We start from the raw sequence: 26298 nt of genomic DNA on the forward strand, positions 1-26298 counted from the left end.
TAAAATATATAAAAATATACAGGATAGGATGGGGAAGTAAAGATGAGCGGTAAAAAGAGAATTTTCAGCGGTGCCCAGCCTTCGGGTTCCGTTACCCTGGGAAACTTTTTGGGGGCGATAAAAAACTGGGTTGAACTTCAGGATAAGTACGACTGTATATACTGTATCGTGGACCTCCACGCGCTGACCGTAAGGCAGGACCCAAAAGTTTTCCGGGAACGGTGCTATTCCTTCCTGGCTCAGTACCTGGCCTGTGGCCTGGACCCCGAAAAAAACGTGGTGTACTTTCAATCCCACGTCAGCGCCCATGCGGAACTGGCGTGGATTCTAAACTGTTACACCTATATGGGCGAACTGAGCAGGATGACCCAGTTTAAGGAAAAGGCAAGAAAGCACCAGGACAATATAAATGCCGGCCTCTTTACCTACCCGGTGCTTATGGCCGCTGACATACTGCTTTTCCAGACGGATCTGGTGCCCGTAGGCGAAGACCAAAAACAGCACGTTGAACTGACTAGGGATATCGCAACCAGGTTCAACAATTTATACGGAGAAGTTTTTAAAATACCGGAGCCCTATATCCCCGAAGTCGGCGCCAGGATAATGAGCCTCCTGGAACCCACCAAAAAGATGTCTAAAAGCGATGAAAACGAAAACAGCTATATTCTGCTGCTGGACCCGCCCGATGTGATAATGAAAAAGTTCAAGAGGGCCGTCACCGACTCGGAAGCCGTGGTAAGATACGACGTGGAGAGAAAACCCGGGATAAGTAACCTCATGAACATATACGCCGCCGTAACCGGCAGGTCTTTTGAAGAGATAGAGAGGGAATTTGAGGGAAAGGGTTACGGCGAATTTAAAAAAGCTGTAGCGGAAGTGGTAATTGATAAGCTCAGGCCTATACGGGAAAAATACGACGAGCTGATGGCCAATAAGGACTACATGGAAAGCGTCATAAAAAACGGAGCGGAAAGAGCCCAAGAACTTGCCCGGGAGACACTGAAAAAGGTTTACGATAAAATAGGCCTGGTTCCTTGCCCGAATACGGGCCTTAAAGGACCCGGTCTTTAGACTTCATCCTGACGTGAGGGGAAACCTGAAGCGAAGGGGGAATTTTCGTGAAATATGACACCAAATTTTTAACCAGGACCGCTCTCTTACTGGCGGTAACCCTTATGTTGCAGTACCTTAAAATGCCACAACTCATAACCGGGTCGCTGGTGAACGCCATGCTGCTGATCGCAGCTGGTACCGTTGGCGTTTTTTCGGGTATAACCATCGGACTTTTAACTCCTCTTATCGCGCTTTTGGTGGGCATCCTCAAGTTCCCGCCCATGGTTCCCTTCATAATGGCGGGAAATGCCTTATACGTATGGCTTTATTCTTCCCAAAAGAACGCCGTGATAGGGGTGCTGCTTGCCGCTGTGGCAAAATACGCCTGGCTTTCGATTTCGGTTATATACATCCTTAAGTGGTTCGGCGTCAGGGTGCCCCCACCGGTCGTACAGGCGTTTACGCTCCCACAGCTTTTCACAGCCCTACTGGGAGGGGCCATCGGCGTAACGTTAATATTTTTGCTCCAACGTAGTTTCGCGAAGGCAAAAGAGATGTAAATTTATACAGAGCCCGCAAGGGCTCTTTTTATGTACAAAATACATTTGGGGACTAATAGGACCTAATGGGGCCGGTAAGACAACCATATTCAACCTCATAACGGGAATTTACAAAGTCACAAGTGGTTCCATATATTTCAAAAATACCCCAATCCATAACAAAGAGCCCCACGTAATAGCCGGAATGGGAATAACAGACGTTACAGAACATCAGGCTCTTTAAAAACCTCACGGTTTACCAGAATGTGCTGACCGCCTGCCATCACAACGCCGACTACGGCATATTTGACGCGGCTCTGAGGTTGAAAAAATTCAAGCGGCGGGAAAGGGAACTAAAAGAATTCGCTGACCGGCTGCTGAGCTTATGGAACTTTTCGTGTGGAAGGATAAGGTGGCCAATTCTCTCCCTTACGGGCTCCAGCGAAGACTGGAAATCGCCAGAGCCCTGGCGCTGAAGCCTAAACTCCTTTTGCTCGACGAGCCCGCCGCGGGCATGAACCCCGACGAGACGCTGCAGTTGATGAACCTGATCCGCCGGATCAGGGACGAGTTCGGCTGCACCATACTCGTCATAGAGCACCACACATGGACCTGATAATGGGCATCTGCAACAATATAATTGTGCTTAACTCCGGCAAAAAACTGCCCGAAGGACCTGCCGAAAAGATCCAGCAGGACCCGCTGGTAATCCGAGCGTACCTGAGCGAAGGGGGGATGCCAGGTGCTTGAAATCAAGAACCTACACGTCAATTACGGCGGCATGCACGCCCTCAAAGGCGTCAGCATATCGGTGAGCAAAGGGGAAATAGTTACGATAATAGGCGCCAACGGCGCGGAAAAGTCGACGCTTTTAAACGCTGTCTCGGGAATCGTGAGGTACAGGGAAGGCAGCATATTTTTCAAGGGAGAGCCGCTGCCGAAGGTTCCCCACCTCATAGTCAAGAGGGGTATCGTGCAGATTCCCGAGGGCAGGCCGATCTTCGCAAACCTTACAGTGAAGGACAACCTCATGTTAGGAGCCTACGTGAGGAGTGATAAAGAAGGGATAAAGCGTGACCTGAAAAAGGTGTACTAACTCTTTCAGCGCCTGAAGGAAAGGGAAAAGCAGATGGCGGGGACCCTTTCCGGCGGGGAGCAGCAGATGCTGGCCATAGGTAGTGGGCTGATGAGCAACCCCGAGCTGATTATCCTCGACGAGCCTTTGCTGGGCCTGGTACCCGTTATGGTGGAGACCATATTCCGGGTGATCAAAGATATAAAGAGCCTGGGGAAAACCATCCTGCTGGTGGAGCAGAACGCCTACAAAGCCCTTGCTACCGCCGACAGAGGGTATGTGCTGGAACAGGGCAGTATAGTAAAAAGCGGCAGAGCTACCGACCTCATCAACGATCCGGGCGTAAAGGAATCATACCTCGGAGTGAACGTGAATAACTGCGGTTAGAACGAAAGCCCTCTTTTGAGGGCTATTTAACTTGGCGACGTGCTTCGACATGAGTTATAATTTCCATGATAAGGTGAATAGCTCGCCGTAACATACTTGAAGAAACTCGTGTAAATAACGATAAAAAAGGGGGTGTACTTTTGGAATATTATCTTTATACGCGGCAAAAAACGTTATTGAGATTTCTGTTGACTCGAAAAGACTGGGTAAAAGGGCAAGAGATCGCTGCAGCCCTAGGGGTAACCGACAGAACGGTGAGAAATGATATTGCATACATAAACTCTCTTACAAAAGATAATGAAGAAATTATTACCTCAATGAAAAGTAAAGGTTACCGTATTAAAAACTGCGAAAAAGCAAGGGAAATATTAAAACTGGCTAGGGTTGATTCGCCTGACAATCCTGATGAAAGGGTAAACTACATTCTGAAAAAGTTAATTTTTGATAAAAAAGAATTAGACATTTACCAACTCGCTGATGAAATTATGGTAAGCGAATCAACTATAGTCGGTGATTTGAAGCGTATAAACAAGATAGTGAGTGCAAACAACAGGGATTTAAAAGTTATTAAAAAGTCCTCAAAAATTTTTCTCAAGGGGAGTGAAAAAGATAAGAGAAGTTTACTAAGCGAGCTGTTATTCAAAGAAACAAACGGCAGTTTCTTTGATGTATCAAAATATAAGAAATACTTCAAGGATGTTGATTTAGATTTAATTCAAAAACACCTGTTAGAAACAGTTAAAAAATACAGTTTTTCCATAAACGAAATGGCTGTAGTAAATCTTTTAATTCATATTGCAATAACTGTAGATAGGATAAAGAATAAAAACCTTCTGGACATCTATACTAGTTGCAGAAATATGGTAAATACAATGGAATATAAAATAGCAAAGGAATTATGTACAAAACTGGAGGATGAATTTCAGATTAAATTTCCGCCGGAAGAGGTATTATATGTTTCATACCTTATTCTAGGTAGAGAAAAGATACAATGTACCTGTACAAACCGCGATGAATTAAAAGATATCGTTGAACCATACTATATCTCCTTAACAGTGGCTTTGCTGAATTCAATAGCTACGGAATACGGCATAGATTTTACGCGTGATGATACTCTATTGATCGGTTTATGTCTTCATTTAAAAATAATGTATTGCAGGATTAAAAATGGAATGGTTCTGAGGAACCCTTTACTGGAAGATTTAAAAAGGCGATATCCTTTTATTTTTGAAATAGCTGTCTTCCTTGCAAGAGAATTTTACAGGTTAACCGGTTTACAAGTGAATGAAGATGAAATAGGTTTTATTGCCCTCCATCTTGGGGCTGCATTTGAGAGGTACACGGAAAAACAAAACTTCCCCAAAAGAGTAGCTATTGTTTGCCCGACAGGGTATACTACATCTAATATACTTCTTTCTAAAATTAATTCGATATATAAAGAAAAGATAAAAGTTCTAGGGGTTTTTTCATTCATGGAACTCGATTCTATTAAAAAAGATAACCCCGACTTTATATTTACTACAGTACCGCTTGAACATGACCTTCCTATAAATACTATTGTAATATCGCCCTTTCTTGATGAGAAGGACAAGAAATTGATTGATAAGACTTTAAATCTCTATTATGCAGAAAGTAAAGCTGAAAGTTTACGCAGTGAAGCCGACAAGTTTTTCAAAGAAGAACTTTTTTACAAAAACCTTGTGTTTCAAAATGAATTTCAGGTTATTGATTTTATGGCAAAAGAGCTTCATGAAAAAGGTTATGTTCCCCAAAATTATCCCCAACTTGTTATAGAAAGAGAGAAGCTATCCTCGACATCCTTCGGTAATCTTGTGGCAATACCCCACCCAGTTCTTATTAGTGCCTATGAAACGGTGATTTCGGTTGCCATCCTTGACAAACCCATTATGTGGGGGAAGCACAAAGTTCAGCTTGTCCTGATGTTTGCAATAAAGCCAGGAGACAGAAAAAAATTGGATTTTTTGTACAATCATATCATTGATGCCATTGACAGGCCCGGAGGAGTAAATAGTCTAATAGAATCCCGGGATTTTTACGATTTCAAGTCAAGATTATTAAATTTAAATTATGAGAATTAATAAAGGGCTTCGCAGTTTTGCGAAGTTTTTTGTTTGTAAATTTCCGATTCATTAGGAAAAAACTTATTTGATGTATTTTTTTTAATAAGCTTATAATGTGGGTGTTTAAAAGAAAAATTGGAAGGTGAATTGAATGGAATCAATAGAAGAAATAGCTTTTCGGATAATATCAGCGGCAGGAGATTCGTTATCGATGATGTTCGAAGCTATGAAACTTTCAAGAAACGGTAAATTTGAAGAAGCCGAACAGTTGATGCAAAAGGCGGATGATTTTTTGTTACAAGCCCATAAAGTGCAGACGGAATTAATAGCAGAAGAATCTCGGGGAAATAAATCTGAATATTCAATTTTAATGGTACACGCTCAGGACCATATTATGAACGCCATGCTGGCAAAACCGCTTATAAGAGAAATTATAAATTTATATAAAAGGCTTGGTTGATTTTGGTTTTCCAAATCAAAGTGTCGAAAGGAAGATATGTATGAAATGGGCGATAATAGGCACTTGGCGAATGTCTCTTGAGGGCATAATTGCTGCAACAGAAATATTGAAACATGGTGGAGATTCTGGCGATGCTGTGGAGGAGGCCGTTAAAATCGTCGAGGACTTTCCACTGTACAAATCCGTGGGATACGGCGGCCTTCCCAATGAAAATTGTGAAGTGGAACTCGACGCGGCTTTTATGGACGGAGATACTCTGTCTTTTGGTGCGGTTGGCGGAATACGGGATTTTAAAAACCCCGTATCCATAGCCAGGAAATTGAGCCATGAAAAATTCAATATATTTCTTGTCGGAAGCGGAGCGGAGGAGTACGCTCATAAAAACGGCTTTGAGAGAAAGAACATGTTAACGGACAGGGCGAAGAAAATTTGGGAAAAAAGAGTCAAAGAAATTTATGAGAAAAACCTCAGCCCGTACGACGGACATGACACAGTAGGTGTTGTATGCCTCGACAAAAAAGGACATATGACCGCGGCCACGTCAACAAGTGGACTATTTATGAAAAAAAGGGGAAGGGTGGGGGATTCACCGATTTGCGGTTCGGGGTTATATGTGGACAGCCAAGTTGGGGGTGCTGTGGCAACGGGCCTTGGGGAGGATATAATGAAGGGATGCCTTTCATATGAGGCGGTTCGATTGATGGAAAGTGGGATAGATCCTCAGACAGCTGCCGAGAAAGCGGTTTTCAACTTTAGTGAAAAACTGAGGCAAAGGAGCGGTAAAGCGGGAGCAATATCTCTGGTGTGTATAAATAATAAAGGAGAATGGGGGGTTGGTACCAATGTAGAATTCTCTTTTGTAGTGGCAACCGATGACAGTATGCCGAAAGTATATCTGGCTCATCCCGAAAACGGTAGGGTTATCTGCGAAGAGGCGTCGGAGGAATGGCTTCAAGAGTATCAGAGAAAAATTACAAGTCCAGTATAATCATCCTTTAATTTAAAGATTAACCTTAAATACTTTGCTGAAAGAAAGATATAAACTTTAAATTTCCTGTTAAACGAGATATCAATAAAATTACCAGGAAGGAGAAAAGGGCATGAAAAAAATTCAAGATTTTCTGGAAAACAAGTTTGCCCCTTTTGCCACAAAACTGGCTGGGCAGAGGCATCTTGCGGCCATACGAGACGGTTTTATTTCCTTCATGCCGTTCTTAATTATCGGTTCTCTGTTTATAATTATTCAGGATTTCCCCGCACCCGGATGGCAGGAACTGCAGGTAAAATTGTTTGGAGAGGAATTTAATCAATTCATTATTTTGCCCAAAAGGGTAACCTATGACATAATGTCACTTTATATTGTAGCATCCATATCATACAAGCTGGCACAATCATATAGAATTGACTCATTTTCCGCCGCCATGCTCGGTATCGCTTCCTTTATCCTTTTAACGCCTATTACGACAACAATAGACATAAACGGCACCACTCATACTGTTTCAAGAGTAATAACCGTCGGTGGATGGTACGGGACTAACGGTATACTTGTAGCTATTATAACAGCCTTAGTTGTAACAGAGATGTTCAATTACTTTATAAAAAAGGGAATTATCATTAAAATGCCCGAAGGTGTGCCTCCTGCCGTTTCGAGAGCTTTTTCAGCCCTTGTACCCGGTTTTGTGATAATAGTTACAATGCTGCTGGTAAGGTTACTGTTTCTCCAAACGCCGTATCAGTACATTCATGATTTCATTTACAAGCTAGTATCTCTTCCCATGCAGTCAATGGTAGCCAACAACCTGTTAGGGGCCATAGGTACGGTGTTTTCTATAAGTCTGCTTTGGTCCATAGGGCTTAATGGCGGCACTATAGTCAACGGTATCATGAGGCCGTTCTGGGTACCGTTGCAGGATGCTAATCTCGCAGCAATTGAAGCGGGAAAACTTCCCCCGAATATAATTACGGAGCAGTTTTTCGACATGATATGGATAGGCGGTGCTGGTGCAACCTTGGCAGTAGTCTTTTTACTCATGTTTAGAGCTAAATCTAAGCAGTATAGAGAGCTTGGAAAGATGTCCCTGGCGCCAGGGTTGTTCAATATAAACGAACCAATAATGTTCGGCTTGCCGGTAGTCTTGAACCCCATCGGGATAATCCCGCTTATACTTGGACCAGTTGCCATTACAATAGTCAATTATGAGGCGATGGCCCTTAATCTTGTAGCAAGGCCCACCGGGGTTATTATACCGTGGACCACTCCTCCGATAATTCAGGGTTTCTTAATTACCGGACATATATCCGGAGCTATTCTTCAAATTGTAGATATCCTGATTGTGATGTTAATATGGTGGCCGTTTATAGCGATAATGGATAAAAAAAGAGTAGCCGAAGAAAATGAAAAGGTCTATAATAAAGGTGAAAGTTTAAAATTATGAGACAGGAGAATTGAATAATGATTGAAGTTATCGCCATGACTCCGGAAGATGCAAAACGCATTGAAGCCTGTGGAGCCGACAGAATAGAACTCGTTAGCGCTCTTACTGAAGGTGGATTGACGCCGAGCTATGCAATGATAGATAAAGTGGTAAAGTCGGTGAGAATTCCGGTAAATGTTATGATAAGGCCGCATTCGAAATCTTTTATATATACCCGGGAAGAAATCGAGATAATGAAGGAAGATATTCGAATAGCGAAAGAATTAGGAGCAAATGGAGTGGTAATCGGAGCTCTTAATGAAAAAAAAGAAATACACGAGGGTTTTATTGAAGAGTTGCTTAATTTATGTGATGGTCTAGATGTAACCTTCCATAGGGCGATTGACGAATTGGAGGACCCTATTAATGGAATCAGAATACTTTCGAGATATACACATATCAAGACTGTTTTAACTTCTGGAGGGAAAGGAAGCATTGTCGAAAATATCCCGAAAATAAGGGAAATGATAAAAAACTCTGGTCATATAAGTGTTATGGTTGGAGGAGGTTTAAACTTTGAAAACATAGGTCGGGTGGTTAAGGAAACGGGAGTAAAAGTGTTCCATTTTGGAACTGCTGTGCGGGATAATAGATCTCCTTTTGGTGAAATTAACGAACATAGCCTTAAAGATATTATTAAAATTGTTAGAGAAGAGGGCGACAATTTATGAAAATAGTATTGATCTGTTTTGCGGGAATGTCGACGAGTATGCTGGTGAACAGAATGAAAAAGGCTGCGGCTAAAAGAAACATCGATGCCGATATTGTTGCATTATCTACTTCTGATATGTACGAAGAACTGGATAATGCGGATGTAATACTACTGGGACCGCAGGCAAGGTATGTTCTTGATGAAGTCAGAGAAATAGCAACTCCAAAAGGGATTCCTGTTGAGGTAATAAATTCTCAAATTTATGGGAGTATGAACGGAGAAGCCGTACTGGATATGGCGTTGGAACTGGCAAAAAGGGAATAAATTTATTAAAACATTTTCACGTTGTAAATTATGAGGTCATGGTTCGTTTTAAGCCATGACTTTTTTTGTTTTATCTATTTTAGACAGGCTGAAAAAAGTTTAGGCAGGATATCCGGAAGAGAATTTACCCCAAAGTTTTTTCGTAAATTAAATTGACTACTTTCTAATTCTGATATAAATTGTTGGCAGAGACTTTTTGTAAGGGAGGTATGCCTATGGTTTCTCTTACGTTTCACGGCCACGCATGTTTCACAATAAGCTCGTCTAAGTTCAATCTCATCATTGACCCGTGGCTGAAGGATAACCCTCTTTCCGACATAAAGCCCGAACAGGTGAAGGTGGACTACATACTCGTGACCCACGGCCACGGGGATCACCTGGGGGATGCGATAGAAATAGCAAAGGCCAGTAATGCCACCATAATCGCTCCCTACGAGCTTGCAACTTACTGCCAGTCTAAAGGTGCGAAGGTCCACCCGATGCACATAGGCGGGGATTATACCTTTGATTTCGGCTGGCTGCAGCTCACACCGGCGATGCACGGTTCCGGCGAGCTTATCGGCGACCAGATCGTCTACATGGGAAACCCCTGTGGATTTCTCCTGGAGATCGAGGGCAAGACTTTATACCACGCAGGGGACACCGGCCTTTTCGGGGATATGAGGCTCATAGGGGAAAAGGTTTCGCTGGACGTGGCGATGTTGCCCATCGGCGGCAATTTCGTCATGGGTATAGACGACGCCGTGAGGGCCGTGGAATTTTTAAAGCCGAAGACGGTTATTCCCATGCATTACAACACCTTCGATATCATAAAAAAGGACCCGCAGGAATTTAAGAAAAAAGTTGAGGGGAAAACAGGAGCCAGGGTGGTTATACTGGCGCCGGGAGAGACGATCACGGTAAATTGAGATTTGCTAAGCGTCCAATTCCCGCAGGGCGTAAGCGGCAACCACCGACGAAAACACCAGCACCGCCGTTATAACAAATAGGTGGACGTAGGATAAAAATTGGATTATGACCCCGCCCAGCAGCGGAAGGAACGTGGTGGGCGCTGTCAGTGTGTTTAAAAGGCCTATGTAAAGGGGCCTTTTTTCTTCTGGAGCGATTTTTAGTAGATAGTTGTAGATGCCTACCCAGATGCCGCTGTATGTGGCACCTATAAGGATGAATAGCAGGACGTAAAGTGGTAGGGAGGGGAGGTTGAGCCTGTAAAGGAGCAGGCTCAGCAGAGCCAATACCGGTGGCATAGCTGTAAGCTTTGCCGTCAGCATCACCACACTCCTGCTGCCGTAAAAGTCGTTGATCCTGCCGAAAAAGACGCCGGCCAGAATGTAGCCCAGCATCTGGGCGGATACAAAAATGCCGACGCTGTCCTGGGAGACCTTCAGGGCCTCCTGGGCGAATATTACGTAAAACGGCAACGGCATGAAGAAAAACCTGAGGAGAGTGTTTACCACTATCAGGAGCCTGAAGTCGCGGTCTTTCTTGAAAACCTGAGGTATGCCCATCAGGTATTTTACGAGGCTTTCGCACTGGCGCGGCGCTCCGTCTTCGACTTCCTTCAGCCTTAAAAAAGAAAGGTAGGATATAGTACAACAAATAAATCCCAGTAAAAATATGACAGAATAATCGTAGGGAAAGGAAAAGCGATCGCTGCTCAGGATGGCTTTAACCAGGAATCCGGCGCCGAAAGCCAGGCTGCCCTCCAGGAATAGGGTTTTGGTATAGTACGTTCCCCGCCTTTCCGGAGGTATGGACTTGGCGAAGAGGTCTATCCAGGGAACTCCGCCCACCCCGTCCGAGAACGCCATTACGATGAAGAATACATAAAACAGCGTTAGGGCCAGCGCGGGATTTTTCGCGGCGATGAGGGTCGATAGCGCCATCATCCCGGCGGCAAGTCTCAATAGCCCTCCGGCGACGACCACAAGGGGTTTTTTCCGGGGTAATGCCTCGGCCCTCCGGGCCACCAGTAGCTGGGGCAAAAACCAGCCGCAGTTCCTTATGGTGGTGGTGAGGCCGATCAGTACCGGCGAACTGGTGAGGTTGCTCACAAAAGACGCGACCACCGTTCCGGGTTCCACAAAACTGTTAAACACCGCAAAGAAAATGGCATCGTAGCTCAGCGCGTTGAAATTGTTGTAAAATTCCTTTTCCGACATCGTTCTTTTTTCCACTTCGAAAACCCCCATTTCCAGATTTTATGTTCGACATAAGGGCGTTTATTCCTCTCTGTATCGAAAATATTTTTAGACGGCCGGGAGGATTCGAAAGCCCAAGTAGCGAATATATCACATTATGCAAATATTTTTAAAACGCTATTCAAAGGAGTTTTCGGTATGCGACTTTTCGATGCCAGGACCGTAAGGGACGCTTTGGAAGCGCTCAAAGAAAACTTAGGGAATATACCGGTGAAGAGCGAGGAGGTCCTGCTCCTTGAGGCATTGAACCGGGTGCTTGCGGAAGATGTGTATTCTCCTGAAGACATACCGGCCTTTGACCGTTCTACGGTGGACGGCTACGCCGTCATGGCCCGGGATACTTTTGGTGCAGGAGAATCCATGCCGGCGTTGCTGAAACTGGTAGGAGAGATAAGGATGGGAGAACGGCCGGACATCACCCTGAAACCCGGCCAGGCCGTGAAGATTTCCACCGGAGGGATGCTGCCGGAGGGTTCCGATGCGGTCGTTATGCTTGAATATACACAACAATTTGATGACGGCACCCTAGTCGTGGAAAGACCGGTGGCGCCGGGAGAAAACGTGATATTCAGGGGCGAGGACGTAAAAGAAGGTAGCCTCGTGCTGCCTAAGGGCCATACCCTCAGGCCCCAGGACCTGGCAGTCCTGGCCGGTATAGGGCGGCAAAAGGTGAGGGTGGCCGCTTTGCCGGTGGTCGCCGTGATATCAACGGGGGATGAGGTCAGGCCTCCGGGTGAGAAGATCAAGCCCGGTGAGATCCGCGATATGAACACCTACTCCCTTTCGGCCCAGGTCCGGAAATGGGGAGGGATACCGCGCACCTACGGTGTTGTCGGAGACGATTTTGATGGGCTCTGCAGGGTGATGGTGGAAGCCCTGGCAAGCAGCGACTTAGTGGTGCTTTCGGGCGGGAGCTCTGTAGGGAGCCGGGACCTGACCGTGAAAGTTATAGAGAGCTTAGGAGAGCCCGGCGTCGTGGTGCACGGCCTTGCGGTAAAACCCGGCAAACCCACCATACTCGGCGCGGTAATGGGCAAGCCGGTGGTAGGGCTTCCGGGTCACCCGGTGTCGGCAATGGTCATCTTCGAGCTGGTGGTAAGGCCGCTTATCTCTGCCATGCTGGGAAGGCCCGCAAATTACGGGAAAATCAATGTCAGAGCCAGGGTCGCCCGGAACGTAGCCTCGGCCGCCGGCAGGGAGGACTTTATCCGCGTGAAGCTGGAGGAAAGGGACGGGGAACTCTGGGCAAAACCCATTCTGGGGAAATCGGGCCTGATTTCCACCATGGTTGAATCCGACGGCCTCGCCAGGATACCACCCGAAAAGCTGGGCGTCGGGGAAGGGGAATACATCGAGGTGGAGCTGTACTGAGGGGGTTGAAGAGCGTGAAGGAAAGAGAAGTGTATTTGGAAAACGTGTCATTGGCAGAGGCTGTAGATAGATTTTTCGTTGACCTTGAGGAGTCCGGAGCCCTTCGGCTTACCGGAGCGGAAGTAGTAAGCGTAAGGCAGGCCCTGGGCAGGATTACCGCCGAACCGGTTTTCGCCAGGATATCCTCCCCCCATTACAGCGCCGCGGCCATGGATGGTATAGCCGTTTCGGCGAAAGATACCTTCGGGGCCGGTGAAAAGAACCCGGTGAGATTGAAGGAAGGCGTGAATTTCCACTACGTAGATACCGGAGACCCATTACCGCCCGGGTGTGACGCGGTAATAATGATTGAGGAAGTCCATCCCCTGGGCGATGGTGAGGTGGAGATAGTGGCGCCCTGTTCCCCCTGGGACAACGTAAGGGGCATAGGCGAGGACATAGCGGCTGCGGAACTGGTAGTCCCGGAAAACCACCGCCTGAGGCCCCAGGATTTAAGCGCAATCCTGGCCGCCGGCCATACCGCCGTCAGGGTGAGAAAAAAACCCAGGGTTGCCGTTATACCCACCGGCACCGAGCTGGTCAACCCCGGCGAGCCCTTGAAGCCGGGCGATATAATTGAGTCCAATTCCGCCATGATCTCGGGCCTCGTGGAGGAATGGGGCGGAGAGGCCCTGGTCCTGGAAAAGGCAGAAGACGATTTTGAATTGATAAAACGGAGGATAGAGGAGGGCCTTTCCGCTGCCGACGTGGTCGTGATTAATGCGGGCTCTTCGGCGGGTTCGGAAGACTACACGGCAAAGTGCATCAGGGCTATGGGCGAGCTCCTGGTGCACGGCGTCGCCATAAAACCCGGGAAGCCGGTGGTCCTCGGCCGGATCGCCGGTAAACCGGTAATAGGCATTCCCGGCTATCCGGTTTCGGCTTATCTTGCCATGGAGCTCTTTGTAAAACCCATCGTTTACCGGATGCAGGGCCTGCCGGTGCCCGGCAGGCATAAGATAAGGGCCAGGCTCTCCCGGCGGGTAGTTTCTTCCATAGGAACCCTGGAATTTCTCAGGGTCAAGGTGGGGAGGATGGGCAGCGAATTCATAGCTTCGCCCCTCTCCCGTGGGGCCGGAGTAATAATGTCGGTGGTGAGGGCCGACGGCATTGTGAGGATACCCGAATCCAGGGAGGGCATAGAGTCGGGTGAGTCCGTTGAGGTCGAACTTTTAAGGGATAGGGAAGAGATCGAGAACACCGTGCTCATGATCGGTAGCCACGACGTCACGATAGACCTGCTGGCCAACGAACTGAAACGGCTTTACCCGGAGATCACCCTTTCCTCAGCCCACGTGGGGAGCATGGGCGGAATAATGGCTCTTATGCGGGGAGAGACCCACATGGCTGGCCTTCACCTGCTGGACCCCGAAACCGGTGAGTACAACCTGCCCTATATCCGGAAATACCTGGCGGGCCGCAAGGTGGTGCTGGTAAACCTGGCCTACCGGCAGCAGGGCCTCATGGTGGCCAAGGGTAACCCAAAAGGCATAAGGGGCATAGAAGACCTGGTCCGGGAAGACGTGACCTTCGTGAACCGCCAGAAGGGGGCCGGCACCAGGATACTGCTGGACCTGAAGCTCAAAGAGCTGGACATCGATCCGGGACGCATCAGGGGTTACGGCAAGGAGGAATACACACATCTCGCAGTGGCGGCCGCAGTGGCGGGTGGTATGGCTGACGCGGGACTTGGGATTTTGGCTGCCGCCAGGGCCATGGACCTCGACTTTGTACCGGTGGCTCCGGAAAGGTTTGACATTGCCATACCCCACGAATTCTACCCCATGGATTCCATACAGAAGGTATTGAAGATTTTAAGGTCCGAAGAGTTCAAAAGGAAAATCGAATCCTTGGGCGGATACGACACGTCCAGGACCGGCGAATTGATTGGGGGCGATTGAGTGAAGGACCGGTTCGGAAGGGAAATCGACTATATCAGGGTCTCGGTTACCGACAGGTGCAACTTCAGGTGTATCTACTGCATGCCGGAAGGAGGGGTGATGCCGAAGACCTGCGCAGACATACTTCGCTTTGAAGAGATTGCCCGTTTTTTAGAGGCGATAGTACCCCTTGGAATATCTACAGTCAGGATTACCGGCGGCGAGCCTCTGGTGAGAAAGGGCATTGCGGATTTTGTGCGCATGGTCCGGCGCATCCCGGGGGTAAAAGACATAGCCATGACTACCAACGGTTCCCTGCTTGCCGGAATGGCGGCGGATTTGAAAAGCGCCGGGCTTAACAGGGTTAACATCAGCCTTGACAGCCTGAGGCCCGAAAGGTTTGGGCGGGTGACCAGGGGCGGTGACCTGAAGAGCGTGCTAAAGGGCATTGACGCCGCGCTGGAAAATGGCCTGGAGCCCGTAAAAATAAACTGCGTCGTGATAAAGGGGTTTAACGACGATGAGATCATGGATTTTGCAAAACTTACAATTGAGCGCAACCTGACGGTACGATTCATAGAGCTCATGCCCGTCGGCGAATCCAAAAAAGCGCGGATGAACTTTGTGCCCGCCGGCCGTATAAGCCGGTCCTTGGGTGGGGAACTCGAGCCTGTGGAATATCCTGAGGAAGGGAAGGGGCCGGCCGTTTACTACAGGCTGCCCGGAGCCAAAGGTTTTATAGGATTTATCGCCCCCATGACCCGTCATTTTTGCGCTGAGTGCAACCGCGTCAGGCTGACCTCCGACGGGAAGCTGAAGGTGTGTCTTGATTCGGAAGAGGAATTCGACGTAAAGGCGGCGCTGCGGGGCGGTGCCAGCGGCGAGGATCTGAGGAGGATCTTTACCGGTGCGCTCATGAGAAAGCCCGACGGTCACAGGATGAACGCGGTTCGTTTCGGAAAACCCGGAAGGACCATGTGCCAGATAGGGGGATGAAAATGGAATTTACCCATTTCGACGGGCAAGGCAGGGCCCGAATGGTTGATGTAAGCGGAAAGGGCGAAACAGTTCGCACTGCTGTGGCGCGAGGGTATGTATTCATGAAACCCGAAACCCTCAGCATGATAAAGGAAGGAAGGATAAAAAAGGGCGATGTGCTGGCTGTAGCCCAGGTGGCGGGGATAATGGCGGCAAAGAAGACGCCGGATATCATCCCCATGTGCCACAATATTACTCTAACCGGTGTCGACATGGATTTTAGTATCATAGATGAAAGAAGCGCCGTGGCCGTTGAGGCCCGGGTTAAGTGTACCGGCAGGACGGGTGTCGAGATGGAGGCCCTCACGGCGGTCTCGGCTGCCTGCCTCACCATATACGATATGTGCAAGTCAGTGGACAAAGATATGGTCATTAAAAACATCCAGCTCGTCGAAAAGAGCGGAGGTACGAGCGGGGACTTCAGGAGGGAGGAAGAGGTGCCGTGGGAAAAGTAGTGGCCGTTTGCGTGAGCGAGAAAAAGGGAGAGAAAAAGCGCGATGTGGGGAAAGCCATGCTGATAGAAGGTTTCGGCATTGAGGGAGACGCCCACGCCGGTGCATGGCACCGGCAGGTGAGCCTCCTGGCTTTAGAGAGCATCGATAAAATGCGGGAAAAAGGCCTTTCGGTGGGGCCCGGCGATTTTGCCGAAAACATCACCACCGAAGGCATAGACCTTTCCAGCCTACCGGTTGGAACCAGGCTCAGGATAAACGATGTCCTACTGGAAGTAACCCAGATCGGCAAGGAGTGCCATGAAAGGTGCGCCATATATCGCCAGGCCGGAGACTGCATAATGCCGAAAGAAGGCATTTTCGCCCGGGTACTCCGGGGCGGAGTGGTTTCGGCTGGGGATGAGATAGAAGTGATACCCGTGATCAGGGTGGGGATACTGACCGCCAGCGACAGGGGAGCAAAAGGCGAGAGGGAGGACCTGAGCGGCAAGGTGATAGAGGAAATGATGGAGGCCGTGAACGGAAGGATCGAGGAATACGTCATGGTTCCCGACGATCTGGAGGCGATAAAAAACTCCCTCCTGGCGATGTGCGAAAAGGGGCTGGACCTCGTCCTCACTACCGGCGGGACCGGACTTTCCCCGCGGGACAACACGCCGGAAGCGACCCTAGCCGTCGTCGAAAAACAGGTTCCCGGCATACCGGAAGCCATGAGGCAAAAAAGCCTCGAAAAAACGCCGAACGCCATGCTTTCAAGGGCCGTGGCCGGCATCCGCGGCAGGACCCTTATCATAAACCTGCCGGGAAGCCCCAAAGCTGTGAGAGAAAACCTCGAAGTGGTGCTGCCGGCACTCCCCCACGCCGTTGAGCTCCTCAGGGGCCGCGTGAGGGACTGCGGCAGACCGGATAGACACTAAACCTTGAAGTCGGCAAGGCCCCGGGACGGGTTGGCCGGGTTCTTACCGGGAGCGTAGGATTTTGCTGTCTAAAAGTAACATTCCATGAATATTGTGGTAATTACCGGGTAAAATAATAAGTGGAACTTTAAAAGATTGCCGGCGAATTGACGAGAATTTAAGCAAAAAAAATTAAAAAACCCGGATAGAGGAAAAAAATTAAAGGATTTGGACGACGGCGTGAAATTGATTTTAAAAAATCAATAAGATATGATATAAATTGCTATTAGCACTCACTTAAGAAGAGTGCTAACAATGGACAAATACAAAATAAAGGAGGGTTAACATGAACATCAGGCCATTGGGTGATCGCATAGTCATCAAGGTTCTGGAAAAAGAGGAAAAGACAAAAGGCGGCATAGTGCTTCCCGACACGGCTAAGGAAAAACCCCAGAAAGGCGAAGTAATAGCGGTTGGAACCGGCGAGATCATCGACGGCAAAAGAGTTCCCCTGGAAGTTAAGGTCGGCGACAAAATAATATTCTCGAAATACGCCGGAACCGAAGTCAAATTTGACGATGAAGAGTACCTTATCCTCAGGCAGAGCGATGTTCTGGCTATTATAGAATAAGAGTCCGAAGGAGGTATGTGAAAGATGGCAAAACAGATCAAATTCAACGAAGACGCCCGCAGAGCCCTTTTAAAGGGTATCGATAAGCTGGCCAATACCGTTAAAGTAACGCTCGGTCCCAAAGGCCGTAACGTGGTGCTCGACAAGAAATTCGGCACACCCACCATCACCAACGACGGCGTCACCATCGCCAGGGAAATCGAGCTGGAAGATCCCTTCGAGAACATGGGAGCCCAGCTGATAAAGGAAGTGGCCACAAAGACCCAGGACGTGGCCGGCGATGGTACCACGACCGCTACACTGCTGGCCCAGGCCATAATACACGAAGGAATGAAGAACGTTGTGGCCGGAGCCAACCCGATGCTCATCAAGAAGGGTATCGAGAAGGCTGTGAAAGCCATCGTTGAAGAGCTGAAAACCTTCAGCAAACCCGTCGAGACCAAAGAAGCTATAGCCCAGGTCGCTTCCATATCCGCTGCCGACGAAGAGATCGGAAACCTCATCGCCGAGGCTATGGAAAAGGTCGGTAAAGACGGCGTAATCACCGTCGAGGAATCCAAGACCATGGGAACCACCCTTGAAGTAGTTGAGGGTATGGAATTCGATAGAGGGTACATATCCCCCTACATGGTAACCGACGCCGAGAAGATGGAAGCCGTTCTGGATGATCCTTATATCCTGATTACCGATAAGAAACTCTCCAATATCCAGGACCTCATACCCATCCTTGAAAAAGTTGTACAGGCCGGAGCCAAACTCCTGATCATCGCCGAAGATGTGGAAGGCGAAGCCCTTGCCACTCTGGTTGTGAATAAACTGCGCGGCACTCTGCTGTCCGTTGCCGTTAAGGCACCCGGCTTTGGCGATCGCAGGAAGGCCATGCTCCAGGATATCGCTATCCTGACCGGAGGCCAGGTAATTTCCGAAGAGCTCGGCATCGACATCAAGACCGTCACCATGGATATGCTGGGCAGGGCAAGACAGGTCAAGGTCAATAAGGAGAAGACCATCATCGTCGATGGCGCCGGCAGCAAGGAAGAAATTAAAAAGCGCATCAACTCCATCAAAGCCCAGATTGAGGAGACGACCTCCGATTTCGATAGGGAGAAACTTCAGGAGCGCCTTGCCAAGCTGGCCGGCGGCGTAGCCGTAATCAAAGTAGGTGCCGCCACCGAGACCGAGCTCAAGGAGAAGAAGCACCGCATCGAGGACGCCCTCTCCGCCACCAAAGCTGCCGTTGAAGAGGGCATCGTACCCGGCGGCGGAACCGCCTTCATCAACGCGCTGCCCGCTCTTGACAAGCTCAGCGTGGATGGCGACGAGAAGATCGGTGTGGAAATCATCAGGAGGGCCCTTGAGGAACCCGTAAGGCAGATCGCCTATAACGCCGGTCTGGACGGTTCCGTGATCGTCGAGAAGCTGAAGGGCATGGAGAAGGGCATCGGTTTCGACGCCTTGCGTGAAGAGTTCGGCGACATGATCAAGAAGGGTATCGTTGACCCGACCAAGGTAACCCGCTCCACACTGCAGAACGCGGCCAGCGTTGCTGCTATGGTGCTCACCACCGAGGCAGTGGTCGCCGAGCTTCCCGAAAAAGAAAAGAATCAGCCCATGCCCAACCCCGACATGTATTAATAGAAAAAAATCCCGCCGATAAAAATTATCTAAACTCAAAAAGAGGCAAGCCACATAAATGAAGGCTTGCCTCTTAGTTTATATATAAACTGTGTATAATTTTGCGGGTAATTCGATTCGTAAAATAAGAAGATAGGGAACCAATTTAACTTCGTATTATGCACCAATTGTTAATTATCCCTTTTTTCCTCCCAAAGTCGTATGCGTTCTTCAAAACTCACTTCTTTGTGTATTTGATGCAGCATCCATTGATAGCCGAAAGGGTCAATAAATATGGCATTTGACACTCCGTAATCAGGCATTTCAGTCACCGGTTGCACCTCAGTACAGCCTGCACTGATCGCCTTTGAAAATGTTTCCTTGATGTCAGGGACAAGGATGTTAAACCAAATCGTTTTAGGTTCATCCGGGTTTGGTGCTTTCAACCCGAATTTTGGGTTTTCATCCAACATGTGAAAACGTACTCCGTATAGGGTAAAAATGACTTCATTTTCACCTTTGGGAAAATCTGTAACCTCAACACGCTCGATATCAAATATTTTTTCGTATAATTCCAATGCTTTTAGGCTGTCTGTGACAACCATATCGATTTCTACTCCAACCACTATAGACACACTCCTTTTATAGATTCATAAATGTTTATTGCATAATTAAAATGGACAGAGTTGCAAAATAAAATCCCCACTTTTGCAACTCAAAAATCCCCAAATTTGCAAAGGTCATTGCAGGCACCCCTAAAAACCTTTACCCTTGTAGTTAGGGAAATCTTAACTGCAAGGGAGGATTGGAGGATGCTCACAATGACCCATATTGATAATATCAGAAAAGCGTTCTTTATGAAAGGGCAAAATATCAGCGAGATAGCCCGGGAGTTCCAAAAAGACCGAAAAACTATACGCAAGTATATTTATCAAGAAGACTGGAACACCAGGGTTAAAGTTGAAGAAGTTAAACATACCTTCCCAAAACTCGACCCTTTCAAGGCGGATATAGATCAGTGGCTTGAAGAAGATAAAAAAGCTCGCAAAAAGCAGAGGCATACCGCCAAAAGGATTTATGACAGGCTCTGTGAAAAATACCAAGATAAGTTTAACTGTTCTTACCGCACCGTAGCAGGCTACGTAGCCATGAGAAAAAAAGAATTGTACCAGGACAACTCATGTCGTCTGCCGCTGGAACATATCCCGGGTGAAGCGCAGGTGGATTTCGGTGAGGCAGACTTTTACGAAAACGGGACGCTGCATCACGGATTTTATCTGAACCTGTCGTTTCCCTACAGTAACGTAGGATATACCCAGCTTTTCAAGGGAGAAAACCAGGAATGCCTGTTTCAGGGACTTAAGGACATATTTGAACACTTGGGAGGAGTACCCCGTAAGCTATGGTTTGATAACGCCAGCACTATCGTGAAACTCTCGAAAAATGGAGAGCGCAAACTGACCGACGCCTTCCTGAGGTTCAAGCAGCACTATGGTTTTGAAGCGGTATTCTGTAACCCTGCTTCCGGCCATGAAAAGGGTAATGTGGAAAACAAGGTGGGATACCACCGACGTAACCTTCTAGTTCCGGTCCCCAGGTTTGAAAGACTAGAGGATTTTAACCGCGAACTTTTACGATTATGCGACCAGGACATGCACCGCGAACACTACCGGAAGGAAGCATCCATAGCCGAACTTTTTAATGAAGACCGTAAGGCTCTGCTTGAGCTGCCTACCGTTCCTTACGAGGTAGCCGGTTACATAACAGTCAAAACCAACGCCTACGCCAAATTCAGCTTGAACGGTGGAAAGCACCTATACTCTACCGCCCCCAAATACGCCAACAGCCGGGTGCTTGTAAAGATAACAGCCCATGAGGTCATACCGCTGGATGAGAGCCACCGGGAAATCGTGCGCCACCAGCGGCTTTACGGGGACAACAAGCAAGAAAGCATGGACTGGCTGCCATATCTTACCCAGCTTTCCCGCTGTCCGGGAGCCCTTAAGTATTCGGGAATATACAGCATGCTGCCGGACCCACTCCGGGAATACCTCGACGGCTTAAGCAAAAGTGAGCGCGGCAAAGCGCTCAAGGCTTTGGCTGTGCTTTGTACCAAAAGCAGTTTTGAACAGGCTGTGAACGCTGTAGCCGAGGCTCTCCTTTACGGAGTGCAGGATTTAGACAGCCTCGTAGCCATCCATAACAGGATAACGGGTATAACCCCGCAGTTGGAGCCGGTAAAGATTCCGGAAGGGGTTCCTGAACTCACTGCATTCCGCTTCAATGCAGAAGACTATGACAAAGCCTTTCTGAAAGGCGGTGCCAATTTATGCTGAAGGACGAAATCGCCGCCTGCTGTAAAGCATTAAAACTCAGCCGCAATCTAGTGGAAAACTGCGACAAGATCGAGGCTCAAAGCCATGAAGAATACCTGCTGAAGCTGCTAAGATTAGAACTGGAGCACAGAGACGCAAGCCGAAAGGACAGGCTTTTGAAAAATGCGGGCTTTTACACGATAAAGACCTTTGCCGGCTACATATTCGATGAAATCAAACTCCCGCAGGGGCTTACACCGCAGGACCTAAAAGATTGCAAATTTCTCGAAGAAAAGAAAAACCTGATCCTTTACGGCAACGTGGGAACCGGCAAAACCCATCTTGCCACCGCCATCGGTGTGGAGGCCTGTAAAAAAGGCTACAACGTAAAGTTTTTCCGCACTGCAGCGCTGGTAAACCGGCTGGTGGAAGCCCGGAAGGGAGGTGAACTTTCCGGGTTACTGAAACAGCTTTCCAAACCAGATCTTCTGATCTGCGACGAATGGGGCTATGTTCCTTTGGACCGCGAAGGAGCGCAGCTACTTTTTCAGGTGATTTCGGACTGCTATGAACGTCGCAGTGTAGTAATTACCACTAACCTGGAATTCAGCCGCTGGGCGAGCATTTTCTACGATGAGCAGATGACAGCAGCAATGATTGACCGGCTAATACACCACAGTTACCTATTGATCTTTGATGGTCAAAGCTACCGGATGAGGCAATCACTCATGAGGCAATTAAGTTAACATAAAAATTCCCCACCGGTGCCTGGGGAAAAACCTTTGCAAAAATGGGGAATTTCCTCTTGCAAAAAACAATTCATAAATAATCTCTACTTCGCTTTTTCCTGCTGTTGCCTAACAATAACCTCCGATATTTCAAAATATCTCCTTTCCGAGTTCAATTATAACACCGCTGCTGGGGAATAAGTCATTTTTTTGTGAGGTAATCCTCTTTGCATTATGAATTTGAATTAATTATTTCAACCTTCTACTTGCTATTTTGTCACGATATACAAGCAAAGTAATCGCATTTAATATAATGGTAACGATAAGAAGAACTGATGCAACAAACGTCACATTGTCAGTTATATCCATAAGAGCAGACCAATCCGTAATCTTAACCAGATGATAATTATATAAAATCTGGAAATATAACGAAACAGCACAAGCACTGATGCTTATACTTATAATGGAAAGAGCGACCCAATTCCTATGGTCATGCTTTTTATATCGCATGAGATTAACAACAGGAAGTATCCAAGCAATTAGGCCAAGCACGAGGCTGCCGAGATTAAGCAAACTAATCATAACATAACTCCTTTGATGATAAATTTATACAATACGTTTCGACAAATTTCAATTTATCTCGTAGAGTAATTAAGTTTACTACTACGTATTTTACTACTAATACGCAATAAATAGTGTAATGACGATTATCATTATATACCTTTATCGTAATCTTCGCCATATTTAATTCAATTTTTTTGATTTTACTTAATTTCATCTTGAAAGTTCGTCTTCGATGTTATATAGTTAATATAAAGAACACTCGTTCGTATTTATTAATTACAAAAATCCGTCATAAAAACGGAAATACGGTGCATATAAGTTTAACGTAGGTGGGTTTTGTCCACTTTCATAAGGAACACGATCGGGGGGTAAAGATTATGAATTCGGTCGTATTTGAAGTAAGGCGGAGGCTGGCCAAGGCTCCCAGGCCTGCTTTTGTGGCGGCGCTGTTGAGGGACGACGGCACGGTTATCGACATCGTACCGGCGGTGGATAATAAATCTATCGAGGCGGCGGCCGGAAGGAGAAGGGCCAGGAAGGCAGTCATAGTCGCGTTTCTGGAAAATGTGTCGCAGGAAAAACTGAGGGAAATAGTTTTGAGGTATAACGGCCTGATGCTGGAAGCCGAATTTTACGCAATCGTCCAGGACCGGCCGACGTACTATACCGTAGCCCGGCTTAAAAAGAAAGCGGGATAATGGATTGTCGGATTTTTAAAAAAATATTTGAATATATGACAACCCCTTTACCGTTTGTGTTATAATAAAACAGAGGGGTTTTTCGCAATGGCGCTGGATGATTTGGAAAAGGCTAAAAAAGAAGTTACTGCTTCGGGTTCAGGGGAAGAAGCCAGGATTACCGAAATAGGCTATTTTTATCTGGCGCAGCAGATCAACACATTAATGCAGATACATAACGAATTTCGTAACAATGTGGATCTACGCTTTGACAGCTTAAGACAGGAAATAAAACAACAGATTGATGGTATCAAGCAAGAGCTCAAGGGTGAAATGGACTCGGTAAAGCAGCAGAATGGTGGTATGAGGCAAGAGTTCAAGGGTGAAATAGATTCGGTAAAGCAGCAAATTGATGGTTTCAGGCAAGCATTAGTGGGTGAAATAAATTAAGTGAAAACTGAGATAAATTCGGTTAAATCTGATACAAGATCGCTTAAAGATGAAATAAATGAACTCAAAAAAGAATTCAATAGTTTAAAATATTGGTTCATAGGTTCTGTTATAGGTATTCTGGGCATACTCGTTGCTATAATAGGCCTCATAGTAAAAATTGGATAAGCCTCTAAAAAGGGGCTTATTTTTTGCACATAGAAAGTTATATATTGGAGGTTTCAGTAATGCAGCAGCTATCCTGCGGAAGGATACTGGTAGTGGAGGATGAGGATTCCATCCGCCGCTTTATTGTCATAAACTTGAAGAGGAACGGCTATGAAGTGATTGAGGCGGCTTCCGGCGAGGAAGCATTAATGAAGGCTATGGAGGGAAAGCCGGACCTTGTAGTGCTGGATGTGATGCTTCCGGGCATGGACGGTTTTGAAGTGTGCCGCCTCCTTCGGGAGAAATTGCCCGATATGGCCGTCATCATGCTGACGGCCCGGGGCCAGGACATAGATAAAATCATGGGCCTGGAACTGGGGGCCGACGATTATGTGGTAAAGCCCTTCAACCCCCTGGAGCTCACGGCGAGGATCCGGGCGGTGCTGCGCCGGATTCGAAAGGCCGGTTTGGAAGATGAGAAAATTTCCTCGGGGCCGTTTATGTTGGACCTGAAAGGTCACCGGGTTTTAAAAAAGGGTGAAGAGCTGGACCTCACGCCCAGGGAATTTGACCTGATGGCGCTTTTTATGAAAAACCCCGGAAAGGCCTTCAGCAGGGATGAGATTCTGAATGCGGTCTGGGGTGCGGATTATGTGGGGGATCCCAAGACGGTGGACGTGCATATCAGGAGGTTAAGGGAAAAGGTAGAGGATGACCCCGGAAGACCCGAATATATCGAGACGGTATGGGGTATAGGTTACCGATGGAGGGAAAAGTATTGAAGGGGATCAAAGCTAGACTTTTGAAGAGTTTTCTTGCGGTCATCTTACTGACGGTTATAATTTTCGAAATTATATTAATAATATCCGTCAGACAGTATTATTTCGGCAATGTGGAAGAAGTACTGTCAAAACAGGCGGAAGTCTCGGCAAATTTTTACCGGCAATATCTGGCGCGGGATGATTTCCTTGAAAAGAACGCCGATGTTCTGCTGGAAAGCTTTTCGGCCCCTACCGCCGCCCAGGTGCAGATCATTGACGAAGAAGGGATACTGCTGGCAGATTCGCAATTTGCCGGGCACGGCGGTGCGGTCGGCACTCCCGATGTAAAAAAGGCGCTAAAAGGGCTTCCTTCTAAATGGCAGGGGAGGATGCCCGGTACCGGAGAAAGGGTGCTGGCGGTCTCATACCCCCTGAAATCCGGCGATACTGTGGTTGGGGTTGTAAGATTTGTGACTTCCCTGGAGGGCGTAAATGGTGTGGTGGGCAAAATCGCCGTTATTCTAATTTCAATAGGTTTGGCGGCGGTTATTATATCCGTTTTTGCCGCAGCCATACTGTCACAAACCATCGTAAAGCCCCTAAACGACATAACCCGTGTGGCGGAAGAGATGGCAAAGGGCAAATTTACGGCAAGGGCTCCCAAAAGATACGATGATGAGGTGGGCAGGCTGGCAGATACCCTGAATTTCATGGCGCAGGAAATAATGCGGCAGGAGGAGCTCAAAAATGAATTTATAGCATCCGTATCCCATGAGCTCCGCACACCGCTTACTGCTATTAAAGGGTGGACAATCACGCTGCTTTCAGCCATTCGTGGAACTTCACAGGCAGGACGTAGTGATATTCGGGAAAACGCCGGCGTCCCGGATCGGAGAGTTTACCTCAATTTGGATGAATTAATAGAAGGTCTTGAAATAATAACAAAAGAGAGCGAAAGGCTTTCGGAGCTAGTGGAGGAACTCCTTGATTTTTCAAGGTTTGAGGCCGGGGCAATCAAACTGAATTTGGATAAAGTCGCGCTTGTTGATACACTCAACTATATAAAAACCCAGATGATGCCGAGGGCCAAGCGGCAGGCTGTAGAATTTGAAATATACCCGGAAGAAGGACTTCCGGAGATACTGGCGGACGAAAACCGCATAAAACAGGTACTCATAAATCTGCTGGACAACGCCTTTAAATTCACCCCGGCCGGCGGCAGGGTTCGGGTCAAAGCTGAAAGCGCAAACGACAGTGTGAGAATAATTGTGGAGGACACCGGTTGCGGCATACCGCCGGAAGACCTTCCCCACGTCACCAAAAAATTTTATAAGGCAAAGAGCAAACAGCCGGGCAGCGGACTCGGGCTCGCCATCTGCGACGAAATCGTCAGGCTCCACGGAGGGCGCATGGAAATAACCAGCGCGCCAGGAAAGGGAACCCGGGTTGAGGTCATATTGCCCGTTTAACTTTTTTGTAACCTTTTTTA

At 47.6% G+C, this 26298-nt stretch carries 29 protein-coding genes and 1 pseudogene; 27 read left to right on the forward strand and 3 right to left on the reverse strand.

Annotation, left to right across the window (positions count from 1 at the left end; translation table 11 throughout):
- Positions 1 to 42 precede the first annotated feature (42 nt).
- From trpS to TOCE_RS01405, 13 genes and pseudogenes are all read left to right on the forward strand, one after another.
- Positions 43 to 1071, forward strand: a complete 1029-nt coding sequence (trpS, locus tag TOCE_RS01355; protein WP_013275096.1) for a tryptophan--tRNA ligase — start codon at positions 43 to 45, stop codon at positions 1069 to 1071.
- Between the two features lie 47 nt (positions 1072 to 1118).
- On the forward strand, positions 1119 to 1613 hold the full coding sequence (locus TOCE_RS01360; protein WP_013275097.1) for an ECF transporter S component: 495 nt from the start codon (positions 1119 to 1121) through the stop codon (positions 1611 to 1613).
- A gap of 97 nt (positions 1614 to 1710) precedes the next feature.
- Positions 1711 to 1836, forward strand: coding sequence for a hypothetical protein (locus TOCE_RS12830; RefSeq protein ID WP_425358475.1), 126 nt, complete (start codon positions 1711 to 1713; stop codon positions 1834 to 1836).
- 141 nt (positions 1837 to 1977) lie between these two features.
- Positions 1978 to 2208, forward strand: a complete 231-nt coding sequence (locus TOCE_RS12360; protein WP_223156828.1) for an ATP-binding cassette domain-containing protein — start codon at positions 1978 to 1980, stop codon at positions 2206 to 2208.
- Positions 2199 to 2342 carry a hypothetical protein gene (locus TOCE_RS12365; protein WP_223156829.1) on the forward strand — a complete coding sequence of 48 codons (144 nt, stop codon included), beginning with the start codon at positions 2199 to 2201 and terminating at the stop codon, positions 2340 to 2342. The genes TOCE_RS12360 and TOCE_RS12365 overlap by 10 nt, the downstream gene beginning before the upstream one ends.
- Positions 2335 to 3054 (forward strand): annotated as a pseudogene (locus TOCE_RS01370) (ABC transporter ATP-binding protein). The gene TOCE_RS12365 and the pseudogene TOCE_RS01370 overlap by 8 nt, the downstream one beginning before the upstream one ends.
- Positions 3055 to 3194: 140 nt before the next feature.
- A complete protein-coding gene (locus TOCE_RS01375; protein ID WP_013275098.1) occupies positions 3195 to 5153 on the forward strand; it encodes a BglG family transcription antiterminator in 1959 nt (652 codons plus the stop codon).
- Between the two features lie 133 nt (positions 5154 to 5286).
- Entirely contained in the window at positions 5287 to 5595 is a 309-nt protein-coding gene (locus TOCE_RS01380) for a PTS lactose/cellobiose transporter subunit IIA (RefSeq protein ID WP_013275099.1), read from the forward strand.
- Between the two features lie 40 nt (positions 5596 to 5635).
- Complete coding sequence (locus tag TOCE_RS01385) at positions 5636 to 6583, forward strand: glycosylasparaginase (RefSeq protein WP_013275100.1); 948 nt, start codon at positions 5636 to 5638, stop codon at positions 6581 to 6583.
- Between the two features lie 112 nt (positions 6584 to 6695).
- Positions 6696 to 8030, forward strand: coding sequence for a PTS sugar transporter subunit IIC (locus tag TOCE_RS01390; protein ID WP_013275101.1), 1335 nt, complete (start codon positions 6696 to 6698; stop codon positions 8028 to 8030).
- A gap of 17 nt (positions 8031 to 8047) precedes the next feature.
- On the forward strand, positions 8048 to 8740 hold the full coding sequence (locus TOCE_RS01395) for a copper homeostasis protein CutC (RefSeq protein WP_013275102.1): 693 nt from the start codon (positions 8048 to 8050) through the stop codon (positions 8738 to 8740).
- A complete protein-coding gene (locus TOCE_RS01400; RefSeq protein ID WP_013275103.1) occupies positions 8737 to 9045 on the forward strand; it encodes a PTS sugar transporter subunit IIB in 309 nt (102 codons plus the stop codon). Before TOCE_RS01395 ends, TOCE_RS01400 begins: the two co-directional genes overlap by 4 nt.
- 215 nt (positions 9046 to 9260) lie before the next feature.
- Entirely contained in the window at positions 9261 to 9953 is a 693-nt protein-coding gene (locus TOCE_RS01405; RefSeq protein WP_013275104.1) for a metal-dependent hydrolase, read from the forward strand.
- 6 nt (positions 9954 to 9959) lie between these two features.
- On the opposite strand, the gene TOCE_RS01410 is transcribed toward TOCE_RS01405, so the two are convergent.
- Positions 9960 to 11222: an MFS transporter gene (locus TOCE_RS01410; protein ID WP_013275105.1), complete on the reverse strand. Its 1263-nt coding sequence runs from the start codon at positions 11220 to 11222 to the stop codon at positions 9960 to 9962.
- 162 nt (positions 11223 to 11384) lie between these two features.
- Here TOCE_RS01410 and TOCE_RS01415 point away from each other — a divergent pair, with 162 nt between their 5' ends.
- From TOCE_RS01415 to groL, 7 genes are all read left to right on the forward strand, one after another.
- Positions 11385 to 12617 carry a molybdopterin molybdotransferase MoeA gene (locus TOCE_RS01415; RefSeq protein WP_013275106.1) on the forward strand — a complete coding sequence of 411 codons (1233 nt, stop codon included), beginning with the start codon at positions 11385 to 11387 and terminating at the stop codon, positions 12615 to 12617.
- Between the two features lie 14 nt (positions 12618 to 12631).
- Positions 12632 to 14557: a molybdopterin biosynthesis protein gene (locus TOCE_RS01420; RefSeq protein ID WP_013275107.1), complete on the forward strand. Its 1926-nt coding sequence runs from the start codon at positions 12632 to 12634 to the stop codon at positions 14555 to 14557.
- On the forward strand, positions 14558 to 15532 hold the full coding sequence (moaA, locus tag TOCE_RS01425) for a GTP 3',8-cyclase MoaA (RefSeq protein WP_013275108.1): 975 nt from the start codon (positions 14558 to 14560) through the stop codon (positions 15530 to 15532).
- Between the two features lie 2 nt (positions 15533 to 15534).
- Positions 15535 to 16029: a cyclic pyranopterin monophosphate synthase MoaC gene (gene moaC, locus TOCE_RS01430; protein WP_013275109.1), complete on the forward strand. Its 495-nt coding sequence runs from the start codon at positions 15535 to 15537 to the stop codon at positions 16027 to 16029.
- Positions 16017 to 16943: an MOSC domain-containing protein gene (locus TOCE_RS01435; protein WP_013275110.1), complete on the forward strand. Its 927-nt coding sequence runs from the start codon at positions 16017 to 16019 to the stop codon at positions 16941 to 16943. Before moaC ends, TOCE_RS01435 begins: the two co-directional genes overlap by 13 nt.
- Positions 16944 to 17268: 325 nt before the next feature.
- On the forward strand, positions 17269 to 17553 hold the full coding sequence (gene groES / locus TOCE_RS01440) for a co-chaperone GroES (protein ID WP_013275111.1): 285 nt from the start codon (positions 17269 to 17271) through the stop codon (positions 17551 to 17553).
- A 24-nt stretch (positions 17554 to 17577) separates the two neighbouring features.
- Positions 17578 to 19188: a chaperonin GroEL gene (groL, locus tag TOCE_RS01445; protein ID WP_013275112.1), complete on the forward strand. Its 1611-nt coding sequence runs from the start codon at positions 17578 to 17580 to the stop codon at positions 19186 to 19188.
- Positions 19189 to 19358: 170 nt separating this feature from the next.
- Here the strand turns inward: groL and TOCE_RS01450 are convergent, their stop codons facing one another.
- Entirely contained in the window at positions 19359 to 19793 is a 435-nt protein-coding gene (locus TOCE_RS01450) for a VOC family protein (protein ID WP_013275113.1), read from the reverse strand.
- Between the two features lie 195 nt (positions 19794 to 19988).
- On the opposite strand from TOCE_RS01450, the gene istA reads away from it, so the two are divergent.
- A complete protein-coding gene (gene istA / locus TOCE_RS01455; protein ID WP_083768516.1) occupies positions 19989 to 21503 on the forward strand; it encodes an IS21 family transposase in 1515 nt (504 codons plus the stop codon).
- Entirely contained in the window at positions 21497 to 22228 is a 732-nt protein-coding gene (gene istB, locus TOCE_RS01460) for an IS21-like element helper ATPase IstB (RefSeq protein ID WP_013275115.1), read from the forward strand. Before istA ends, istB begins: the two co-directional genes overlap by 7 nt.
- Before the next feature lie 231 nt (positions 22229 to 22459).
- Here istB and TOCE_RS12835 read toward each other — a convergent pair whose 3' ends face one another.
- Complete coding sequence (locus TOCE_RS12835) at positions 22460 to 22792, reverse strand: hypothetical protein (protein ID WP_013275116.1); 333 nt, start codon at positions 22790 to 22792, stop codon at positions 22460 to 22462.
- A 359-nt stretch (positions 22793 to 23151) separates the two neighbouring features.
- Here TOCE_RS12835 and TOCE_RS01470 point away from each other — a divergent pair, with 359 nt between their 5' ends.
- The 5 genes from TOCE_RS01470 (at position 23152) to TOCE_RS01485 (ending at position 26278) form a co-directional block, all read left to right on the forward strand.
- A complete protein-coding gene (locus TOCE_RS01470; protein ID WP_013275117.1) occupies positions 23152 to 23472 on the forward strand; it encodes a hypothetical protein in 321 nt (106 codons plus the stop codon).
- Between the two features lie 87 nt (positions 23473 to 23559).
- Positions 23560 to 23901, forward strand: coding sequence for a hypothetical protein (locus tag TOCE_RS01475; RefSeq protein WP_013275118.1), 342 nt, complete (start codon positions 23560 to 23562; stop codon positions 23899 to 23901).
- Positions 23902 to 24069: a hypothetical protein gene (locus tag TOCE_RS12230; RefSeq protein ID WP_187286578.1), complete on the forward strand. Its 168-nt coding sequence runs from the start codon at positions 23902 to 23904 to the stop codon at positions 24067 to 24069.
- Between the two features lie 59 nt (positions 24070 to 24128).
- Positions 24129 to 24830 carry a response regulator transcription factor gene (locus TOCE_RS01480; protein ID WP_013275119.1) on the forward strand — a complete coding sequence of 234 codons (702 nt, stop codon included), beginning with the start codon at positions 24129 to 24131 and terminating at the stop codon, positions 24828 to 24830.
- Positions 24827 to 26278 carry a sensor histidine kinase gene (locus TOCE_RS01485; protein WP_013275120.1) on the forward strand — a complete coding sequence of 484 codons (1452 nt, stop codon included), beginning with the start codon at positions 24827 to 24829 and terminating at the stop codon, positions 26276 to 26278. Before TOCE_RS01480 ends, TOCE_RS01485 begins: the two co-directional genes overlap by 4 nt.
- Positions 26279 to 26298: the final 20 nt, after the last annotated feature.

The organism is Thermosediminibacter oceani DSM 16646 (genome assembly GCF_000144645.1).
GTDB classification, from domain to species: domain Bacteria; phylum Bacillota; class Thermosediminibacteria; order Thermosediminibacterales; family Thermosediminibacteraceae; genus Thermosediminibacter; species Thermosediminibacter oceani.

Excerpts from the sequence above, each read along its gene's own strand:
- moaC (WP_013275109.1), top strand. The coding sequence starts at position 15,535 with ATGGAATTTACCCATTTCGACGGGCAAGGCAGGGCCCGAATGGTTGAT.
- TOCE_RS01470 (WP_013275117.1), top strand. The coding sequence starts at position 23,152 with ATGAATTCGGTCGTATTTGAAGTAAGGCGGAGGCTGGCCAAGGCTCCC.
- TOCE_RS01385 (WP_013275100.1), top strand. The coding sequence starts at position 5,636 with ATGAAATGGGCGATAATAGGCACTTGGCGAATGTCTCTTGAGGGCATA.
- groES (WP_013275111.1), top strand. The coding sequence starts at position 17,269 with ATGAACATCAGGCCATTGGGTGATCGCATAGTCATCAAGGTTCTGGAA.
- istA (WP_083768516.1), top strand. The coding sequence starts at position 19,989 with ATGACCCATATTGATAATATCAGAAAAGCGTTCTTTATGAAAGGGCAA.
- TOCE_RS01390 (WP_013275101.1), top strand. The coding sequence starts at position 6,696 with ATGAAAAAAATTCAAGATTTTCTGGAAAACAAGTTTGCCCCTTTTGCC.
- istB (WP_013275115.1), top strand. The coding sequence starts at position 21,497 with ATGCTGAAGGACGAAATCGCCGCCTGCTGTAAAGCATTAAAACTCAGC.
- TOCE_RS12365 (WP_223156829.1), top strand. The coding sequence starts at position 2,199 with ATGGACCTGATAATGGGCATCTGCAACAATATAATTGTGCTTAACTCC.
- TOCE_RS01380 (WP_013275099.1), top strand. The coding sequence starts at position 5,287 with ATGGAATCAATAGAAGAAATAGCTTTTCGGATAATATCAGCGGCAGGA.
- TOCE_RS12360 (WP_223156828.1), top strand. The coding sequence starts at position 1,978 with ATGGAACTTTTCGTGTGGAAGGATAAGGTGGCCAATTCTCTCCCTTAC.
- TOCE_RS01415 (WP_013275106.1), top strand. The coding sequence starts at position 11,385 with ATGCGACTTTTCGATGCCAGGACCGTAAGGGACGCTTTGGAAGCGCTC.
- TOCE_RS01395 (WP_013275102.1), top strand. The coding sequence starts at position 8,048 with ATGATTGAAGTTATCGCCATGACTCCGGAAGATGCAAAACGCATTGAA.
- trpS (WP_013275096.1), top strand. The coding sequence starts at position 43 with ATGAGCGGTAAAAAGAGAATTTTCAGCGGTGCCCAGCCTTCGGGTTCC.
- TOCE_RS01480 (WP_013275119.1), top strand. The coding sequence starts at position 24,129 with ATGCAGCAGCTATCCTGCGGAAGGATACTGGTAGTGGAGGATGAGGAT.
- TOCE_RS12835 (WP_013275116.1), bottom strand. The coding sequence starts at position 22,792 with ATGATTAGTTTGCTTAATCTCGGCAGCCTCGTGCTTGGCCTAATTGCT.
- groL (WP_013275112.1), top strand. The coding sequence starts at position 17,578 with ATGGCAAAACAGATCAAATTCAACGAAGACGCCCGCAGAGCCCTTTTA.
- TOCE_RS01475 (WP_013275118.1), top strand. The coding sequence starts at position 23,560 with ATGGCGCTGGATGATTTGGAAAAGGCTAAAAAAGAAGTTACTGCTTCG.
- TOCE_RS01400 (WP_013275103.1), top strand. The coding sequence starts at position 8,737 with ATGAAAATAGTATTGATCTGTTTTGCGGGAATGTCGACGAGTATGCTG.
- TOCE_RS01405 (WP_013275104.1), top strand. The coding sequence starts at position 9,261 with ATGGTTTCTCTTACGTTTCACGGCCACGCATGTTTCACAATAAGCTCG.